General features: G+C 69.5%; 10 protein-coding genes, 1 tRNA gene and 8 pseudogenes. 7 read left to right on the top strand and 12 right to left on the bottom strand.

Going from position 1 to position 19,526, the window contains the following annotated elements; genetic code table 11:
• The first annotated feature begins 12 nt into the window (after nucleotides 1–12).
• The 6 genes and pseudogenes from dusB (at nucleotide 13) to KAE78_RS16150 (ending at nucleotide 6,098) form a co-directional block, all read left to right on the top strand.
• Nucleotides 13–1,227, top strand: a pseudogene (gene dusB, locus KAE78_RS16125) (tRNA dihydrouridine synthase DusB).
• A pseudogene (locus tag KAE78_RS16130) lies at nucleotides 1,224–2,527 on the top strand (deoxyguanosinetriphosphate triphosphohydrolase). Before dusB ends, KAE78_RS16130 begins: the two co-directional pseudogenes overlap by 4 nt.
• Nucleotides 2,527–4,383: a DNA primase gene (gene dnaG / locus KAE78_RS16135; protein ID WP_223172602.1), complete on the top strand. Its 1,857-nt coding sequence runs from the start codon at nucleotides 2,527–2,529 to the stop codon at nucleotides 4,381–4,383. Before KAE78_RS16130 ends, dnaG begins: the two are co-directional and overlap by 1 nt.
• A 35-nt stretch (nucleotides 4,384–4,418) precedes the next feature.
• Entirely contained in the window at nucleotides 4,419–5,192 is a 774-nt protein-coding gene (locus KAE78_RS16140; RefSeq protein WP_223172603.1) for an ATP-binding cassette domain-containing protein, read from the top strand.
• Between the two features lie 75 nt (nucleotides 5,193–5,267).
• Nucleotides 5,268–5,340: transfer RNA gene (locus KAE78_RS16145), tRNA-Asn, on the top strand.
• Between the two features lie 602 nt (nucleotides 5,341–5,942).
• On the top strand, nucleotides 5,943–6,098 hold the full coding sequence (locus KAE78_RS16150) for a hypothetical protein (RefSeq protein ID WP_223172604.1): 156 nt from the start codon (nucleotides 5,943–5,945) through the stop codon (nucleotides 6,096–6,098).
• Nucleotides 6,099–6,111: 13 nt separating this feature from the next.
• Here KAE78_RS16150 and KAE78_RS16155 read toward each other — a convergent pair whose 3' ends face one another.
• The 6 genes and pseudogenes from KAE78_RS16155 to def form a co-directional block, all read right to left on the bottom strand.
• The gene (locus KAE78_RS16155; RefSeq protein WP_262927890.1) at nucleotides 6,112–6,585 is read right to left on the bottom strand and encodes a TetR/AcrR family transcriptional regulator; all 474 of its coding nucleotides are present in this window, start codon (nucleotides 6,583–6,585) and stop codon (nucleotides 6,112–6,114) included.
• Nucleotides 6,586–6,606: 21 nt separating this feature from the next.
• A pseudogene (locus KAE78_RS20095) lies at nucleotides 6,607–6,711 on the bottom strand (TetR family transcriptional regulator); the annotation flags it as partial.
• Between the two features lie 48 nt (nucleotides 6,712–6,759).
• Entirely contained in the window at nucleotides 6,760–8,355 is a 1,596-nt protein-coding gene (locus KAE78_RS16160; protein ID WP_223172605.1) for a PH domain-containing protein, read from the bottom strand.
• Nucleotides 8,352–8,855 carry a PH domain-containing protein gene (locus KAE78_RS16165; protein ID WP_223172606.1) on the bottom strand — a complete coding sequence of 168 codons (504 nt, stop codon included), beginning with the start codon at nucleotides 8,853–8,855 and terminating at the stop codon, nucleotides 8,352–8,354. Before KAE78_RS16165 ends, KAE78_RS16160 begins: the two co-directional genes overlap by 4 nt.
• A 72-nt stretch (nucleotides 8,856–8,927) precedes the next feature.
• Nucleotides 8,928–9,440 (bottom strand): septum formation family protein, encoded by a 513-nt coding sequence (locus KAE78_RS16170; protein ID WP_223172607.1) that lies wholly within the window; start codon nucleotides 9,438–9,440, stop codon nucleotides 8,928–8,930.
• Nucleotides 9,441–9,554: 114 nt separating this feature from the next.
• Nucleotides 9,555–10,120, bottom strand: a pseudogene (gene def, locus KAE78_RS16175) (peptide deformylase).
• A 156-nt stretch (nucleotides 10,121–10,276) separates the two neighbouring features.
• On the opposite strand from def, the gene KAE78_RS20100 reads away from it, so the two are divergent.
• On the top strand, nucleotides 10,277–10,684 hold the full coding sequence (locus KAE78_RS20100) for a hypothetical protein (RefSeq protein ID WP_411156035.1): 408 nt from the start codon (nucleotides 10,277–10,279) through the stop codon (nucleotides 10,682–10,684).
• A 593-nt stretch (nucleotides 10,685–11,277) separates the two neighbouring features.
• Here KAE78_RS20100 and pgl read toward each other — a convergent pair.
• The 6 genes and pseudogenes from pgl to tkt form a co-directional block, all read right to left on the bottom strand.
• Nucleotides 11,278–12,057, bottom strand: a complete 780-nt coding sequence (gene pgl, locus KAE78_RS16185; protein WP_223172608.1) for a 6-phosphogluconolactonase — start codon at nucleotides 12,055–12,057, stop codon at nucleotides 11,278–11,280.
• A 4-nt stretch (nucleotides 12,058–12,061) separates the two neighbouring features.
• A pseudogene (locus tag KAE78_RS16190) lies at nucleotides 12,062–12,996 on the bottom strand (glucose-6-phosphate dehydrogenase assembly protein OpcA).
• Nucleotides 12,993–14,538 (bottom strand): annotated as a pseudogene (gene zwf / locus KAE78_RS16195) (glucose-6-phosphate dehydrogenase). The pseudogenes KAE78_RS16190 and zwf overlap by 4 nt, the downstream one beginning before the upstream one ends.
• Before the next feature lie 15 nt (nucleotides 14,539–14,553).
• Nucleotides 14,554–16,168, bottom strand: a pseudogene (locus tag KAE78_RS16200) (glucose-6-phosphate isomerase).
• Complete coding sequence (gene tal, locus KAE78_RS16205; protein ID WP_223172825.1) at nucleotides 16,165–17,307, bottom strand: transaldolase; 1,143 nt, start codon at nucleotides 17,305–17,307, stop codon at nucleotides 16,165–16,167. The pseudogene KAE78_RS16200 and the gene tal overlap by 4 nt, the downstream one beginning before the upstream one ends.
• Nucleotides 17,273–19,368: pseudogene (gene tkt, locus KAE78_RS16210) on the bottom strand (transketolase). The gene tal and the pseudogene tkt overlap by 35 nt, the downstream one beginning before the upstream one ends.
• Between the last annotated feature and the right edge of the window lie 158 nt (nucleotides 19,369–19,526).

Below are 19,526 nucleotides of genomic sequence, written 5' to 3' on the forward strand. Positions count from 1 at the left end.
GAATGGAGGGTGATGACTCTCACCGCCACTCCCGCCCCCGCGCTGCGCATCGGCCCGCTCGACATCGACGTGCCGGTCGTCCTCGCGCCCATGGCGGGCATCACCAACACCGCCTTCCGGCGGCTGTGCCGGGAGTACGGCGCCGGCCTCTACGTCAGCGAGATGATCACCTCGCGCGCGCTCGTCGAGCGCAACGACACCACGATGCGCCTCATCCGCCATCACGAGAGCGAGACGCCGCGCTCGATCCAGCTCTACGGGGTCGACCCGAGGACGATCGCCGAGGCCGTGCGCATCATCGTCGCCGAGGACCACGCCGATCACATCGACCTGAACTTCGGCTGCCCCGTGCCAAGGTGACGCGCAAGGCGGAGGAGCGGCCCTGCCGTGGAAGTCGACGCTCTTCGCCGAGATCGTCACCGAGGCGGTGAAGGCCGCCGAAGACGTGCCGCTCACGGTCAAGATGCGCAAGGGCATCGACCCCGAGCATCTGACCTTCCTCGAGGCCGGTCGCGCCGCAGAGGATGCCGGTGCCGCCGCCGTCGCTCTCCATGCCCGCACGGCGAGCGAGTTCTACTCCGGTCACGCCGACTGGAACGCGATCGGTGAGCTCAAGCAGGCCGTCACGAGCATCCCCGTGCTCGGCAACGGCGACATCTGGTCGGCGGCCGACGCCGTGCGCATGATGGCCGAGACCGACTGCGACGGCGTCGTCGTCGGGCGCGGGTGCCTCGGGCGCCCCTGGCTGTTCGGCGAGCTGGCCTCCGCCTTCGGCCCTTCGACGGGCTCAGGGGCCGCCACGGTGGCCGTCGACGCGACCCTCGGGTTCGTCGCCCAGGCTCTGCGTCGGCACGCGGAGCTGCTCGTGGAGTTCTTCGAGGACGAGGACCGCGGATGCCGCGACATCCGCAAGCACGTCGCCTGGTACTTCAAGGGCTACCCGGTCGGCGGCGACATCCGCACGCGACTGGCGACGGTGTCGAGCCTGGCCGAGATGGACGAGCTGCTCGCACTGCTGGACCACGACGCCCCTATCCTGGTGCTGACGCCGAAGGGCAGCGCGGCCGCGCCGGGCGCCCGAAGCGGCCGGCTCTTCCGGATCGCTGGCTGGAGTCCCGCGAGCTGGAGGCATCGGCGACCGAGATGCTCCGCGGCGCGGAGATCGAGAACAATGGGGATAGGGCGCTTCGACTCGTGTCGATCGCTCAGGAACCGAGGAGATCATGACCGACGGATACGACGCCGAGGACACCCGGCGCTTCTTCGTCGAGACGCATAGATCCGAGCGCGACGACTTCTCTCGCGATCGCGCCCGCGTGCTGCACTCGGCGGCCCTGCGGCGCCTGGCGGCCAAGACCCAGGTGCTGAGCCCCGCGAACCCCGTCGACTTCGCCCGCAACCGCCTCACGCACTCGCTCGAGGTCGCCCAGGTGGGCCGTGAGCTCGCCGGTCAGCTGCGGCTCTCGCCCGACATCGTCGACACCGCCTGTCTCAGCCACGATCTGGGGCATCCGCCCTTCGGACACAACGGCGAACGCGCGCTCAACGAGTGGGCCGAGGACATCGGCGGCTTCGAGGGGAATGCGCAGAGCCTGCGCATCCTCGTCCGGCTGGAGCCGAAGATCTTCGACGCCGAGGGCGTCTCGCACGGCCTCAACCTCACCCGCGCCAGCCTGGATGCGGTGTGCAAGTACCCCTGGACCGCGGAGCATCCTCTGGCCGATCCGGGCGGACGCCTGAAGTTCGGCGTGTACCCCGACGACGAGCCGGTCTTCGAGTGGATGCGGCAGGGTGCACCGGGACGCGTGCGCTGCATCGAGGCGGAGGTCATGGACCTCTCCGACGACATCGCCTACTCGGTGCACGACTTCGAGGACGCCGTCACCAACGGCTATCTGGATCCGGCACGTCTGACCGACCCGCCGAGCACGAGGCGTTGCTGAACGCGATCCAGAGCTGGGTGGGCTTCGACTTCACCCGTGAAGAGCTCGAGGAAGGGCTCTTCCGTCTCTCGCGCCTTCCCACCTGGGTGTCGTCGTTCGACAGCACCCGCCGGGACCTCGCGCAGCTGAAGAACCTCACCTCCGACCTCATCGGCCGTTTCGCGCGGGCGGCGACGACCGCGACGAAGGACGCGTACCCGGGGGAGCAGCTCACCCGCTACCGCGCCCATGTGGTCGTCCCGCGGGTCGTCGAGACCGAGATCGCGGTGCTCAAGGGCGTGATCGGCGCGGTGGTCGTCTCGATCGACGGCCGCAAGGAGCTCTACCGCGAGCAGCGCCAGGTGCTCAAGCGACTCGCGACGGCGCTATGGGAGCGAGGGCCGGAGGCGCTCGACCCCGCCTTCGCGGTCGACTTCCGCGCTGCAGGATCGGATGCCGCACGCCGCCGTGTCGTCGTCGACCAGGTCGCGAGCCTGACCGACCAGGTGGCGCTCGCCTGGCACCATCGCTTCGTCGGCGAGGTCGACGCCGCCTCGATCGGCGTCTGGTCGCCGATGGCGCCGCGCCCCGTGGAGATCGCCTGATGGCCCGCATCCGCCAGGCCGACGTCGACGAAGTCAAGGCCCGCACCAACATCGCCGACATCGTCGGCGACCGGGTGTCGCTCAAGTCGGCGGGCGTGGGCTCCCTCAAGGGCCTGTGCCCCTTCCACGACGAGAAGAGCCCGAGCTTCCACGTGCGCCCGCAGGTCGGCTACTACCACTGCTTCGGCTGCGGGGAATCGGGCGACGTCTACTCCTTCCTGCAGGCGATGGACCATGTGACCTTCGCCGAGGCGGTGGAGCGCCTGGCCGGGCGCATCGGCTATCAGCTGCACTACGAAGACGGGGGAGCGGCACCCGAGACGAGCGGGCGCAGCCGGCTCTTCGCCGCGAACACGGCCGCCGCGGAGTTCTTCCGCGAGCAGCTCCTTTCGCCCGAGGCCGAGATCGCCCGCAGGTTCCTCGGCGAGCGGGGCTTCGACGCGGGCGCGGCCGCCCACTTCGGGGTCGGATTCGCCCCGCGCGGCTGGGAGGGCTTGATCAAGGCGCTCACGGCCAAGGGTTTCACCCGTGACGAGCTCAGCGCCGCGGGCCTGGTCTCCACGGGTCAGCGGGGTGTCTACGACCGCTTCCGCGGACGGCTGGTCTGGCCGATCCGCGATGTGACGGGTCAGACGATCGGCTTCGGCGCCCGCAAGCTCTTCGACGACGATCAGGGGCCGAAGTACCTCAACACGCCCGAGACGCCGATCTACAAGAAGAACCAGGTGCTCTACGGGCTCGATCTCGCTAAGCGCGACATCGCCCGCGGCGACCCTCGTCGCGTGGTCGTCGTGGAGGGGTACACCGATGTCATGGCCTGCCACCTCGCGGGTGTGACCACGGCGATCGCCACCTGCGGCACGGCCTTCGGTGCCGAGCACATCAAAGTGCTCCGTCGCGTCATGGGTGACGACTCCGGCTCCGGCGAGGTGGTCTTCACCTTCGACGGCGACGAGGCCGGGCAGAAGGCGGCGCTGCGCGCCTTCAGCGAAGACAACCGCTTCAACGCGCAGACCTTCGTCGCGGTCGCCCCCGACGGACTCGATCCCTGCGACATGCGGCTCCAGCGTGGCGACGCCGCCGTGCGCGGGCTCCTGGAGCAGAAGGTGCCGCTGTTCGAGTTCGCGATCGACCGCCGGCTCGACGGCTTCGACCTCGCGACCGTCGAGGGCCAGGTCGGCGCACTGCGCGCCGCCGCCCCCATCGTCGCCGAGATCCGCGATCGGTTGATCCGGCCCGGCTATGAACGGGTGCTCGCGCGCCGCCTCGGCATGGACCCGACCGTCGTGCACGCCGAGGTCGAGCGCGCCGCCCGCGGCGGGGGAAAGCCGCCGCAACGGTTCGAGCAGCCGGTGCCCGAACCCTCGGATGCCGGAGAGGGCGCCCCGGTGATCAGCATGGCGACGCTGCCTCGCAACGCCGACACCGCCGTGGAACGCGACGCGCTCATCGGCGCGCTGCAGTACGGCCATCAGGTCGACCAGGAGCTTCTCGCCCGCGCGCTGGGCGGCCCCTTCCGCCATCCCGCGCTCGAGGCGGTGCGCGAGGCGGTGCTCGCGGCATCCGATCGCACCCGCCCGGGATGGTCGATGAACGCGATTCAGGTCGTGCGCGAGCCCTACCGGAAGCTCGCCGGCGAGCTGCTCATGGCCAGTTTCCCTGCGAAGGACGAGGAGGGCGCCGTGGCCTCGGTCACCGGGCTCGCCCGGCGCCTCATCACCCGCGATCTCGATCGGGAGAAGAACGAGCTGCTGGGCGCGGTGCAGCGGGTGCCGGCCGACTCCGACGGCGGGCGCGCGCTGCGAATGCGGCTGCGCGATCTCGACGCGGAACGGCAGCGCTTCGTCGAGTCCTGAGCACCACGGCGGCACTCGTCCGGCAGGATGGACATATGGCTCGCAGGGAATCCTCGTACGCGGTCGAGAGCATCGACCTGGTGATCGATCGCGTCGGGCAGGGCGGACCCACGCGTGCCGTCGACGGTGTGAGCTTCCAGCTCGCGGCCGGTGGGCTCATCTGCGTGACCGGGCCGACCGGGTCGGGCAAGACGACGCTCGTGGAGGCACTGGCGGCATCCGGTGAATCGAGCGTGCGGGTCGTGGGCGGTCAGGCCTACGTCGATGGGATCTCCGTGCGCCGGCCGGGCAGGAAGCGACGCCTTCTCTCCTACGTCACCGGGTACGTCGCGCAGGGCGCGGGCGCGATTCTCAAGCCGCAGTTCACGGCGGGGGAGATCATCGCCGAGCCCATCCTCTCCCGGCAGCGCCGGGTCAACACCAAGGCCCTGCAGATCCGGATCGCGACGCTCCTGGACGAACTGCACCTTCCGCTCGGGGCGGCCTCGAAGTACCCCTATGAGCTGAGCGCCGGGATGCGGCAGCGCATCGCCATCGCGCGTGCCCTCGTTCTGGAGCCGCGGGTGTTCATCGCCGACGAGCCGCTGGCCAATCTTGACGTGGAGGTCAGACGCGTCGTCTTCGACGCGATCACCCGCCGGCGCACGGAAGCGCACATGGGCGCGCTCCTGGTGACCAACAACGCCGCGTTCATCCGCGAGCTCGGCGCCGAGACGCTCATGCTGCGCGGCGGCCATGTGGTCGCGCGCGGCATCGGCAGCGAGCTGGACTGGTCGCCGAACGCGGAGGCCGATCAGTGGCTGCGGTGAGCAGTCCCAGGGTGTCATTCGCACCCCGCAGAATTTGCTAAGCTATTCGAGTTGCCCGCGCAGCGCGCGGCACATTCCCCGATAGCTCAATTGGCAGAGCAGCCGGCTGTTAACCGGCAGGTTGTTGGTTCGAGTCCAACTCGGGGAGCGAGCATCGCTCCCACTCCCTTGATTCTTCAAGGGAGTTTTTCTTTGTGGTCGGTCAGCAACAGCGGCTCAGAGGGAGGACACTAGTATCGGGCTCATGCCGAATCGTTCCCGCAAGATGGGTTGTGCTCTCGCTGGTGCGGCACTGGCCACCCTCGTGCTCGCAGGATGCGCCCCCGCCACCGACGCGCCCCGGGAGGACCCCTCTGCATCTCCCGCCCCGTCGGAGGTCGAGGCAGCGTCGACAACCGAAGACGGCTGCACGAGACCGGCGTGGATCGAACTCACGCCCGAGCGCGCGACCATCACTGGCGTCGTCGAAGACCAGGGCGAGCGCGAGTTCGCTCGGGGCACTGCCGATGTCAGGGAGGACGGCAAGATCACGTATACCGTCGCGCCGGGCGACGTCGACGACGTGATCGGTGAGCGATTCTGCATCAAGAACGGGAGAGCGATCTCCGCGCTGAACCACACGCGGACGATCCACCCCGACCAGGTGCTACGGCTCTACGCCAACCCCCACATTCGCTTCATCGACTACTACATCCCGCACGATGCCCCGAGGGCTTCCTTCAGATTCCGTACCAGAACGCGATCGAGGCGATGGGGGCCGCGGCCGACGCAGACGACATCGAGGCAATGCGCGCGATCTGGGCGGACACGCTCGCCGGCATGTTCACCGACCCGGCCGAGACCGCCGCGATCGAGCGTGCGCTCGACGCCGGCGACATCGACGTCCTCCAGCAGATGTTCTCGTAGCGCCTCGCACCTCTCACTGAGCGGGAGTGGAGAAGGGTTCGGCTCCCAGACCTCGGAAGAGGAACTCCTGTATCTCCCGCGAGAGCGTCGTGAGATCGGCGTCGGTCGCATTCCTCGCCGAGGAGATCGTCAGGTCGAGCAGCCCTTCGACGATCGAGACGGCCGCATCGAGCGAGCTCGCCCGGAAGACGCCGGATTCGAGCCCTTCCCTAAGGATGGATCGCAGGAGGGCCGTGTCCTCCTCGTCGACCATCTGGTACAGGGGGACGCCGTCGACGCCACGGTGCGAGAGCACGATGTCGAGCGCTGCGGCAACCTCCCAGCGATGCTCCAGGACATGGGTGAAATAGGTCTCGGCGTACGCACGCAGGCGATCGACCGGCTCGTGCGGCATGCATGCGGCCGCCTCCACTCGCGCTCCGAGCTCGCCGAAGACATCCTCGACGACGTGCAGCATGAGGGCGTCCTTCGACCCGAAGTAGTACACGAGCGCACTCTTGGCGACGCCGGCGCGACGGGCGATCTCGGCGAGCGAGGCGCCGTGGTAGCCGATCTCGTTGACCGTGGCGATCGCGCCCCGCAGGATCTGCGCGCGCCGCGCCGTCTCTGTGATGGTGGGGCGGTTCTGGTCGGCAGGCGGTGGTGGGGTGGGGTCATGCGGTCACGCTCCCTTCGCTCTCGGCCCCGGCGGGATGAGGAACTCGTCGATGAGGCCGGGCGCGGCCTGCGCCGCGAAGGCGACGGCGTCGGATGCCGCGACGTCGGGCGCCTCGTACACCGACCAGCCGGCAGCGGTCATGGCTGAGACGGTCGCAAGACCGAGCCGCTTCTGCAGGATCGACTGCCGTACGGCGATCGTGCTGACCGCGTCGCGGCGCAGCGCCGTCGTCGCACGGCTGAGCAGCCCCGAACGCACGACGAGGTACTCGCCGCGGATGGCGTGGCCCAGTGCGCGGTAGGCGATGACCGCGCCCAGAAGCGCGAGGACCCAGAATCCGAGCACGAGCCAGAGAATCCAACGCGGCGCTGCTCCGACCGCGACCGGATACCCGATCGCGCCGAGGAGCACGAGTGCGGATGCCGTCGCCCACCACAGCCGGCGGCGCAGCGCGGCACGCGGGTGGGGAGCGAGCGGGGCGCCGATCGGAGAGTCCTCGCCGAAGACCTGCCGCACGGCGCGAAACGCCACGCTCCGCGGTCCCCGAGGGAGGATCGAGGAGGGCTGCTCCATGTCCCAGATCGACAGACCGGTCGTGATGACCTGGGTGTCGGTCATCCGCATCCACCGCCAGAGCACGGGCTCGGAGATCGTGATCCCGCGCATGCGGGACTCGTCGCGGCTGACCTCCCGGGTGCTGAACAGGCCTCGTCGAGTGCGCAGGTAACTGCCGGAGGGAGTGCGCACACGCGCCAACTCGAAGCGCCAGTACGAGGAGAGGAAGCTCAGGCCCATCCCGACCGCACCGACGACGCCGCCGGCGACGAGCGCGATGAGCACGGTGCCGACCCAGCCCAGGGCGTCCCAGTCGAGCAGCCGTGTGGTGAACGCCCACAGGTCGAAGCCGAAGGTCGACGTCAGCCAGAAGGCTCCCCAGAGCAGGCCCGCCGCGGTGAGGTACGCCCAGATGCTGAACATGTTGTACACGACCCACCAGGGGCGGAAGGTGGCGAAGACCTCGACCGATTCCTCCGTCTCGTCGCCGGCGCCGGCGGGGACCTCGGATGCGGCCGCCTCGTCCTCGGGGAGCGGCTGGGCGCGCGGAATCGCGGCCGGACGGTCCAGGCCGAGCAGCTCACGGCGCAGCAGGGCGGCATCCGCCTTCCGCAGGGCATCGAGGTCCAATGCCGCCTCCCCGGCGGCGTTGTTCTGCCCCGCGCCCACAGACACCACCCGCAGCCCGGTGAGGCGGTGGCGAAGCCGGGCCGAGGTGTCGACGCTGCGGATGCGGTCGCGGCGCACCGAACGCTGGCGGCGCACGAGCAGGCCGGTGATCCGCTCGACCTCGGTAGGGGTGACGCGGTAGCGGGTGAAGGCCCAGCGGATCACGTCGGCGATCGCGCCGAGGGTGCCCCACGCGGCGACGAGGAGGAGCGGCCACAGCGTACCGAAGGAGGCCTCGACGTCGAAGACGGCGACGGCGACGACGGCGACGACGGTGGGGAGCATGGTGAGCACGCTCCGGGCGAGATCGACCCAGATCACCCGGGCGCTCAGCCGTCGCCACTGGTTCGTCTCGACGCTCGACTCCGCGGTCATGTCGCATCGCCCTCCGTGAGCTCGGCGACGACGGCGAGGCGGGTGGCGGCCTCCTCAGCGGCGGCGCGATCGAGCCCGACGACGCTGATCGCGCCATACGACGACGCGGTGGTCACCCGCAGTGTGGACAGACCCAGGAGCTGCTCCAGCGGTCCGCGCACGGCGTCGACGGTCTGGATGCGCGAACTCGGCGCGACGCGCCACTCGCGCACGATCCAGCCGTTGGTCGCATAGGTGGCGAGATCGGTGATCTCCCAGCGGTGCACGGCGTACCGCCACCAGGGTTCGATCGCGAGTTTGGCGAGCAGGATCACCCCCGCGACGACGATCGGCGCGAGAAGCCACACGCGCGCAGGTTCCCAGATCGCCCACGCGGTGAGGAGAGCCGCCAGCAGCAGCCCCCAGCTCAGGAGCGCCCGCAGCGCCCACCATGCCATGGCACGGCGTTCGACACGCAGACGCGGAGGGCGGATCTGGACGGTGTCGGGCGGGTTCGTCATCTTGGAGCCTCCATTGTTTGACCGATCGGACTAATCATAGTCCGATCGGTCAAGCGTGGAGGTCGACCGCCCTCAGCGTCCGGAGCCGCGGAGGGATCCGGTCACCTCGCCGGCGGGATCCATCACCAAACACTGGACCAGGCGGTCCTTCATCGTCGTCCACGACCAATCAGTGGGCTGAAGCATCGTGTAATCGAGAGCGGACTCCTCCCAAGCGGTGCCGACGAAGTCTTCGAAGGCCGGCTCGCACTCGGTGAACACGGCATCCCAGATCTCCTCATCCGAGGGGAAGTCGCCATCTCGGAGATCGAACTCGTGGAAGACCTCGAACAGATGCGGCTCCGAGCACGGCACAACGCTCGTCTCGGTGAACTCGGTCTCGCTGAGGTCCTCGGGGATGCAATCGCCGATCTTGAGCGCGAAGGCCCCGACGTTCGACTCCTCGAGAACTTGGCCGTCCTCGCCGCGCTCGGCGTCCTGCTGTCCCAAGACGGCGTCGAAGATCGCGCTGCACCCGGTGAGGGAAGCGACGACGAGAGAAGCGGCGCCGATGACGAGAAAACGGCGTGCACGAGTGGTCTTCATGAACTGTCCTTCGCTGTGAACGATGCGGGAGAGGGGCCGCGACAGCATCATGCGAAGGTGTTCCGGCCCGGTGGACGAAACTGCCACCGCAAAGAACAGTAGCGGAAAAAGTCCTCAGCCCTCGAGATCGTCCACGCCAGGCAGCCAGCTCGCGCCGGGCTTGCCCCAGCCGCGCTTCCGGGCGATCTTCTGAACGGTCTTCCAGTCGCCGTCCGAGAGCCGGTCGAGGTACAGGATGCCGTCGAGGTGGTCGAACTCGTGTTGCATGATGCGGGCACGCCAGCCGTCGACATCGATCACGACATCGGCACCCTCCAAATCGGTTCCCGTCACCCGAACCCGCTCGGACCGGCGCAGGGCGAAGCGCTCACCGGGGAAGGAGAGGCAGCCTTCGGACTCCAGCTCGGGATCGGGAGATCCCGGTACCAGCGGCGTCATCCACAGCACCGGATTGATGATCTCGCCGCGCCAGGGCTGCTCGTCGTCGTCGACGTACGAGTAGGTGTAGATCCGCAGCCCGACGCCCACCTGCGGAGCGGCCAGCCCCACACCTGGAGCGGCATCCATCGTCTCGTACATATCGGCGACGAGCTGACGGATCTCGTCGGTGATCTCGGAGACGGGGTCGGCGGAGCGTGCAGAACAGGGTCGCCCATGATGCGGATCGGAAGAACAGCCACGCCACAACACTACCGGGGCGTCACAGGCGGCTAAGGTCTTACTGTGAACGGTCTGCTGGGAATGTTGACGACTCAGGTCGGCGATGAGCTCGTCGAAGCCTTCCGCAACCCGGGCTCCTGTTCGGCATCCCCCTCGCCCTCGCCGGAGCGGTCTTCATGTCGCTGGGCGCCCAGTATCAGCACCGCGGCGTCACCAAGGTCGAGCGTCTCAGCGGCACCAATGCCACGACCGGGCTGACGCTCAAGCAGGTGCGCGGGCTCCTCACACGCCCGTCCTGGGTATCGGGCACCCTCATGCTCGGCACCGCGATCATCTGCCAGCTCGGCGCGCTCTGGGTCGCGCCGCTCATCGTCGTCCAGCCGCTGGGCGCGCTGGCGCTCGTGATCACGACGCTTCTCAACGCGCGCGTCTCCGGTCACGCCCCACACGGCAGTCGATCACGGCGATCATCGCCTGCGTCGGCGGTATCTTCCTGTTCGTGCTGTTCGCGGCGATCTACGCGACCGAGCGTCCCGTCGACGACCGGCAGCTGTTCATCATCCTCATCGCGCTGTTCATCGTGACGCTGCTGCTTCTGGGATGCTGGCTGATTCTCCGAAACCGCATGCGTGCGCTCTTCTACGTGACCGGCGCCGGGATCCTCTACGGGTTCGTCGCGACCCTCGCGAAGGTCGTCATCCGCCGGGTTCAGGACGGCAACTTCGAATGGTTGACGCTGCTGTGCCTGGTGTTCCTCGTCGGAGCGACGCTGGCCGGAGCCTACTTCGTCCAGACCGCCTACAGCTCCGGGCCCCCCGATCTCGTCATCGCCGGGCTCACCGTCGTCGATCCGCTCGTGGCGGTGCTCATCGGCATGCTCGTCCTGGGCGAGGCGGCCCAGGCGCCGGGATGGGTCTTCATCGTGTTCCTCATCGCCGGCGGCATCGCCGTCTGGGGCGTCATCGGACTCGCCCGTTACCATCCGCAGGTGCTCAGCGAGAGCCAGGAGCTCGGGATCACGCGGGGAGCAGCGGGGGCGGACTTCCGGCAGCGCCGAGACCCGGACGATCGGATGCCGCGGCGCCGCACACGGAAGGGGATCCGGGCCCTTCGACGGGCTCAGGGACCGGAACGGGCCCAGGGCCGGAACGGGCTCAGGGAGCAGCGATCCGCCGAGTCAGTAGTCCTGCTCGATGAGGTCCGGCTCGACCTGCGAGGCGGCGGCCTCATCGACGAAGAAGATCGTGCGCTTACGTCCCTTGGCGCCGGCGGCAGGGACGCTCGTGTAGCTGGCACCTGCCAGGGCCAGACCGAGCGCCGAGGCCTTGTCGGCACCCGTGAGCACGAGCCAGAGCCGCTTGGAGGCGTTCAGCACCGGGCGGGTGAGCGTGACCCGCTCGGGCGGCGGCTTGGGGGAGTTGCGCACGGGGAGCGCGGCGGCATCCGTCACCGTGACCTCCGGTCGATCCGGGAAGAGCGAGGCGACGTGCCCGTCGGGGCCGACGCCGAGGAAGCACACGGCGAAGGACGGCCAGGCCTGCTCGCCGTCACCATAGCGGGCCAGGTCGGCCGCATAGGCGGCGGCGGCCTCGTCCAGGCTCAGCCCGGACTCGGGCGGGGCGACCTCGTGGATGTTCTCCGCGGGGATGTCGAGGCGATCCAGCAGCGCCTCCCGCGACTGGCGCGAGTTGCGATCGGGGTGGTCCAGAGCGACGAACCGCTCGTCGCCCCACCAGAAGTGCACGCGCGACCAATCGATCGCCGCCGCATCCGGATGCTCCGCGATCGCCCGCAGCACGGCGCCGCCCATGGATCCGCCGGTGAGAGCGACGTGCGCGGTGCGCCCGTCGGAGGTGCGGGCGCGCATCCGCACGAGGAAGCGATCCGCGACACGGCGGGCGACCTCGGCGGGGGCCTTGTCGATGACGACGCGTCTGTCGGAGGATCCTGCGGCCATGCTCCTACGCTCCTGTCTCCGGCGGCCCGAGTTCTGTCCAGCCGGTCGTGATGACTCGACCGTACAGGGCATCCGGGTCCAGGCGCCGCAGCTCCTCGGCCAGGCACTCGCGCAGCGTACGCCTGGGCAGGTGCAGGTCGTGGTCCGGCTGGCCGGGCTGGGTGAGCACCGCGTGCCCGCCGCCGTGGCGTTCGAGGACGATGTCGCCGCCCGCGCGGGTCAGGCGGACCGACTTGATCCCCTCCTGCCAGTCGTCGGGATCCTCGTACGACCAGGTGACCGGGACGTCCAGGGCCATCTGCAGCCACCCGGCCAGCAGCGCGGTTGACGGCGAATCGGCCGCACCGCGCACCTCGGCGGCGGTGACCACGTCGAAAGGCGGCTGATCCAGGACAGCGGCCAACTGCTCGCGCCAGTGCGTCAGACGCGTCCAGGCGATGTCGGTGTCTCCGGGGGCATAGGTCCGGCTGAGGTGGGAGAGGCGGGCGCGCACGTCGGGGAAGGTCGCCGCATCCGTGATACGGCGCTGGGCGATCCCGCCGAGCGGCGAGCTCACCGGCTCCTCGGGGCCTCCTCCGGCCACCAGGCGACGACGGGCGCATCCGGCAGGAGCAGCCCGGTCACCAGGCTCTCGGCGTTGCCCGCCGCATCGCCGAAGGCGCGCAGCACGACGACCTCGCTCGCACCGGCGTCGCCTCCCACGCGGATCTGCGCGTCCAGGCGCGCCTCGCCCTCGCCGATGCTCAGCACGATCACGCGCATCGGATGTTCGCGCGAGGCATCGTTGGCCGCATCGATGGCCGCCTCGGCGACGCCGTTGCGCGCGGCGATGACGAGCGTCAGCACGCGACCGAGGGCGACCGCGCCGCCCTCCTCCCGCACGTTGACGAGCTGCTTGGCGACCTTGCTGACGGTGGTGTCGGGCAGATCGATGATCACGGACGCCTCCAGACGCGGCCGTCGCGGGCCAGAAGTTCATCGGCCGAGGGCGGACCCCACGACCCGGGCGAGTACTGCTCCAGCGGACCGCCCTGCTCCGCCCAGTACTCCTCGACGGGATCGAGGATCTTCCAGCTGAGCTCGACCTCCTCGTGGCGGGGGAACAGCGGCGGGTCGCCCAGGAGCACGTCCAGGATGAGGCGCTCGTAGGCCTCCGGGCTCGCCTCGGTGAAGGCATGGCCGTAGCCGAAGTCCATCGTCACGTCGCGCACCTGCGTGCCGGCGCCGGGCACCTTCGAGCCGAACCGGATCGTCACGCCCTCATCGGGCTGCACGCGGATCACCAGGGCGTTCTGACCGAGCTCGGTCGTGCTGTCCTTGCCGAACAGATGCTGCGGCGCCCGCTTGAACACCACCGCGATCTCGGTGACGCGGCGTCCGAGCCGCTTGCCCGTGCGCAGGTAGAACGGCACGCCCGACCACCGCCGGGTGTTGATCTCGAGCTTGAGCGCGGCGTAAGTCTCGGTCGTGGACTCGGGGTTCATCCCCTCCTCCTCGAGGAAGCCGTTGACCTGTTCTCCGCCCTGCCAGCCGCCCGCGTACTGTCCGCGGGCCGTCGCCTGGGAGAGGTCCTCGGGAAGCGAGACCGCGGCGAGCACGGTCTCCTTCTCCGAGCGCAGGTGCTCGGCGGACAGGCTGATGGGCTCCTCCATCGCGGTGAGCGCCAGCAGCTGCAGGAGGTGGTTCTGGATGACGTCGCGCGCCGCGCCGATGCCGTCGTAGTAGCCGGCCCGGCCCCCACGCCGATGTCCTCGGCCATCGTGATCTGCACGTGGTCGACGTAGTTGCGGTTCCAGATCGGCTCGTACAGCTCGTTCGCGAAGCGCAGCGCGAGGATGTTCTGCACCGTCTCCTTGCCGAGGTAGTGGTCGATGCGGAAGATCGAGTCGGCGGGGAACGCCACTTCCAGCGCCCGGTTGAGGGCGCGCGCCGACTCCAGGTCGTCGCCGAAGGGCTTCTCGATGACGACGCGACGCCAGCAGTCGTCGTCGTTCGCGTCGCCGACGAGCCCGGACTCCTTCAGCTGCTTGGCCACCAGAGGGAAGTCCTTCGGCGGGATCGAGAGGTAGAAGGCGTGGTTGCCCATCGTCCCCGCTCGACATCCAGCTTCTCGACGGTCTCGCGCAGCCGGCGGAAGGCGTCGGCGTCATCGAAGGTGCCCTGCACGAACCGGATGCCCTGGAGGAGCTGCTCCCACGTCTCCTCGCGGAACGGGGTGCGGGCGTGCTCCTTGACGGCCTCGTAGACCACCTGGGCGAAGTCCTGGTCCTCCCAATCTCGGCGGGCGAAGCCGACGAGCGCGAAGCCCGGTGGCAGAAGCCCGCGATTGGCGAGGTCGTAGACGGCGGGCATGAGCTTCTTGCGCGAGAGGTCGCCGGTGACACCGAAGATCACCAGGGCGCTGGGCCCGGCGATCCGGTTCAGCCGGCGATCGTCGGGATCGCGCAGCGGGTTGTTCCCGCGAGAGAGGGGGACGGTCATCGGGGGAAGGCTCTCCTACTGGGCGGCGGTGAAGATGTCGACGATGTCTTGCGCGCCCTCGGTGATCGTCAACGTGACGACCGGCCGGCCGTGCTCGGCGAGGACGGCGGCGTCACCGGCGGCCTGGGCCTCGATGAGCTGACCGAAGGTGAAGGGCGCTCGGGGATCTCCAGGTCGACGTCCGTGCGCTCGAGGATCTGCAGGAAAACGCCCTGCGCCGGACCGCCCTTGTGGTACTGGCCCGTCGAGTGGAGGAACCGGGGCCCCAGCCGAAGGTCGCGGGGCGGCCGGAGTCCGCGGCGACCATCTCGCGCAGACCCTGGAGCTGACCGAGCTCGAGCCTGTTGACGTAGGCCTGCACCGAGACGTAGCCGTCGTCGGGGAGCGTCGCCCACAGCGCGTCGAGGACGCCGGCGATCGTGCCGGATGCCGCCAGGGCAGGATCGCTCACCCGGACCTCGATCCCGTCCTCCTCGAAGGCGGCGGGGCGGGTTCGGGGCGTGCGTCCAGCAGACCGCGCGCGGCGATCTTGGCGGACTCGACGTCGGGCTGATCGAAGGGTTGATGCCCAGCATCCGCCCGGCGATCGCCGTGGCGTACTCCCACACGATGAACTGCGCGCCCAGCGTGCCGCTGACGAGGATCTCTCCCTCGTGACGCTCGCGCATGTGGAACACGTTCGCGTCGTCGACGAGACGGAGGACCTGTAGGTCGGCGGGGCGGGAGTCCAGCTCCGGGGAGACGGGCAGCAGGACGACGGGGAGGATTCCCGTCCCCTCCTTGCCGGTGGACTCCGCCACGAGCTGCTCGATCCAGTCCGGAAGGCCCACGATGTGCGTGCCGTCGGTGATCAGGCCCAGCTTGTCGCGGCGGGGCTCGCCGCCAGCGATGGCGGCGGCGAGGATGAGGGCGGGGTTCTCCGGACTGTCGACGGCGACCTGCAGGAGTGAGGCCTCCGCCTCGTCCAGCAACTCGGCGATGTCGACGCCGGCGAGGCCGGTGGGAACGAGGCCGAACGCCGTCAGCGCCGAGTAGCGGCCGCCGACATCCGGATCGGCGTTGAAGACGCGGTACCCGTCGGCGCGTGCCGCGACATCCATCGGGGAGCCGGGATCGGTGACGACGACGATGCGCTCGGTCGGCTCGATGCCGATGTCGCGGAAGGCCGCCTCGAAGGTGCGCTTGGCCGAGTCGGTCTCGACGGTCGAGCCCGACTTCGAGGAGACCACGAGCACCGTCTTGGTGAGGTCGCCGGCCTCGCCGTCGCCGTCGACCGCGGCCAGCACCTGCCCGGGGCGGTCGAGTCGAGGATCACGAGCGGAACCCCGGCGGTCTGCGCGATGACCTCGGGAGCCAGCGACGAACCGCCCATTCCGGCCAGCACCACGCGGGTGACGCCCTTCTCCACGAGCTCGGCGCGCAGAGCGAGGATCTCGTCGACGAGAGGACGAGACACCGAGACGGCGTCGACCCAGCCGAGGCGCTTCGATGCTTCGTCCTCCGCCTCCGGGCCCCACAGGGAGGAGTCACCTGCCGTGATCGCCGAGGCGACGAGGCTTCCGACGAGACCGGGAAGGGTCTCGTCGACGACGGCCTTGACCCGGCCGCTGAGGTGGATCGCGACGCTCATCGCTGCGCCTCCAGGGCCTCGGCGACCTGCTCGAGCAGGCCGTGCCAGGAGTCGATGAACTTCGCCACGCCCTCGTCCTCGAGGACCTGGGTCACGTCGGCGAAGTCGATGCCGAGATCGGCGAGACCGGCGAAGACGGCGCGGGCGTCGTCATAGTGCGCCGTGATCGTGTCGCCGGTGACCTCGCCGTGGTCGAAGGTCGCCTCGAGCGTCTTCTCGGGCATCGTGTTGACGACGCCCGGTGCGACCAGTTCGGTCACGTACAGCGTGTCGGGGAGTGCCGGGTCCTTCACGCCGGTCGACGCCCACAGCGGGCGCTGCGGGTTGGCTCCGGCGGCGAGGAGCGCCTGGGCGCGGTCGCCGGCGAAGGTCTGCTCGTAGAGCTCGTAGGCGAGGCGGGCGTTGGCCAGGCCGGCCCTGCTCTTGAGAGCGGATGCGGCATCCGATCCGATCGCCTCGAGGCGCTTGTCGGTCTCGGTGTCCACACGCGACACGAAGAAGCTCGCCACGGAGTGGATGGTCGACAGATCGATCCCGGCGTCCTTGGCCTTCTCCAACCCGGACAGGTAGGCGTCGATGACCTCGGCGTAGCGCTCCAGGCTGAAGATGAGCGTGACATTGACGCTGACCCCGGAGGCGATCGCCTCGGTGATCGCCGGGAGGCCGGCCTTGGTGGCGGGGATCTTCACCAGCAGGTTCGGGCGGTCGATCTCTGCCCACAGCTGCTTGGCCTGGGCGATCGTGCCCTCGGTGTCGTGCGCGAGATCGGGGGAGACCTCGATCGATACGCGGCCGTCGACGTGCCCCGTCGACTCCCACACCGGGCGGAACACGTCGAGGGCGGCGGCGACGTCTTGCGTGGTGGCGGCGAAGACGGCCTCCTCGGCAGAGGCGCCGGTCTTGGCCAGCTCCGACACCTGTGCGTCGTAGGACGAGTCGTCGGGGTTCGTGATCGCGCCCGCGAAGATCGTCGGATTCGTTGTGACGCCGACCACGTTGCGGGTCTGGATCAGCTCACTGAGATTGCCGGAGGTGATGCGGGTGCGGGAGAGGTCGTCGAGCCAGATGCTGACGCCCTCGTCGGACAGACGGGAGGTGGGGTGCTCATGCGTTCTCCTTGAGGGTCTCGCGTGCGGCAGCGACGACCGCGTCGGCGGTGATGCCGAACTTCTCGAACAGAGTCTTGTAGTCGGCGGAGGCGCCGAAGTGGTCGATGCCGACCGAGCGGCCGCGGTCGCCCACGATGCCGCGCCAGGTCAGCACGGAGCCCGCCTCGACCGAGACGCGGGCGGTGACGGATGCCGGGAGGACCGACTCGCGGTACTCCTCGTCCTGCTCGGCGAACCATTCCAGAGACGGCGCCGAGACCACGCGGGCGTTCACGCCCTCGGCGGCGAGCGTCTCGCGGGCGGTGACGGCCAACTGCACCTCGGAACCGGTGGCGATGAGGATGACGTCGGGGTGCCGTTCGGCGCCTCGGCCAGCACGTACGCGCCCTTGGCCGCGCCCTCCGCACTCGCGAAGACCTCGCCGGAGGCGTCGCCCTCGCCGCGGGCGAACACGGGGATGTTCTGCCGCGTCAGGGCGATGCCGACCGGGCCGCCGTGGCGGCGCAGCGTCTCGAGCCAGACGACGGCGGTCTCGTTCGCGTCGGCCGGACGCGCGATCGTGAAGTTCGGGATCGCGCGCAACGTGGCCAGCTGCTCGACCGGCTGGTGCGTGGGGCCGTCCTCGCCGAGGGCGACCGAGTCGTGGGTCCAGACGAAGATGCTCGGGATGTCCATGAGCGCGGCCAGACGCACGGCCGGGCGCATGTAGTCGCTGAAGATCAGGAACGTCCCACCGAAGGAGCGGGTCAGCCCGTGCAGCTGGATGCCGTTGATGATCGCGCCCATGGCGTGTTCGCGGATGCCGAAGTGCAGCACGCGGCCGTAGGGATCGCCGGACCACTCGCCGGTCGACCACTCGGCCGGGACGAAGGACTTGGCGCCCTTGATCGTGGTGAGGTTCGACTCGGCGAGGTCGGCCGATCCGCCCCAGAGCTCGGGGAGCTCGGCGGCGAGGGCGTTGATGACCTGGCCGGAGGCGGCACGGGTGGAGACGTCCTTGCCCGCCTCGAAGGAGGGGAGGACCGCGGCGATGTCGCCGGGCAGCTCGCGCGCCTGCAGACGGTCCAGCAGTGCCTTGCGCTCGGGATTCGCGGCCGCCCAGGCGTCGAAGGACTCCTGCCAGGCGGCGCGCGCCACGGCGGCGCGGTCGGCGAGCGCACGGGTGTGCGCGATCACATCGTCGGCGACGACGAAGGTCTCTGCCGGGTCGAAGCCCAGCACCTCCTTGGTCGCGGCCAGCTCCTCGGCGCCGAGCGCGGAGCCATGGATCTTGCCCGTGTTCTGCTTGCCGGGCGAAGGCCAGCCGATGATCGTCTTCAGGATGATCAGGCTCGGCTTGCCGGTCTCCGCCTTGGCGGCCTCGATCGCCGCGTAGAGCTCTGCGACATCCTCGGCGTACTCGCCGGTCTTCTTCCAGTCGACCGTCTGCACATGCCAGCCGTAGGCCTTGTAGCGGGCGGCCACGTCTTCCGAGAAGGCGATGTTGGTGTCGTCCTCGATGGAGATCTGGTTCGAGTCGTAGATCGCGATGAGGTTGCCCAGCTGCTGGTGGCCGGCGAGCGAGCCTGCCTCGCTCGTGACGCCCTCCTGCAGGTCGCCGTCACCGGCGACGACGTAGACGAAGTGGTCGAACGGGCTCTGGCCGGCTGCGGCATCCGGATCCAGGAGACCGCGCTCGTACCGGGCCGCGTAGGCGAATCCCACGGCAGAGGCGAGACCTTGGCCCAGGGGACCGGTGGTGATCTCGACGCCGTCGGTGTGCCCGTACTCCGGGTGCCCCGGTGTCTTCGAGCCCCAGGTGCGCAGCGCCTTCAGGTCATCCAGCTCGAGGCCGAAGCCGCCCAGGTAGAGCTGCACGTACTGGGTCAGCGAGGAGTGACCCGCGGAGAGGATGAAACGGTCGCGGCCGAGCCAGTCCGCATCCTTCGGGTCATGACGCAGCACCCGCTGATAGAGGAGATACGCCGCGGGGGCGAGGCTCATCGCGGTGCCCGGGTGTCCGTTGCCGACCTTCTCGACGGCATCCGCCGCCAGCACGCGCGCCGTATCCACGGCACGTCGGTCGAGGTCATCCCACTGAAGATCGGTCACAGCTGAGCCCTTCTTGACTGTTGAGGTCGGGCGCCCGGACTGCCTGCGCTTTCCGCGGCATCACGGAGGGGCACAAAGTGCGACGGGCGCGCAAGTGGTCTTCAGCATAGCGGGGACGCCACATCCCCGCGCCGGACCGCCCGGCGCCTGCCGCGCGT

Source organism: Microbacterium sp. NIBRBAC000506063 (assembly GCF_017968845.1).
GTDB lineage: Bacteria > Actinomycetota > Actinomycetes > Actinomycetales > Microbacteriaceae > Microbacterium.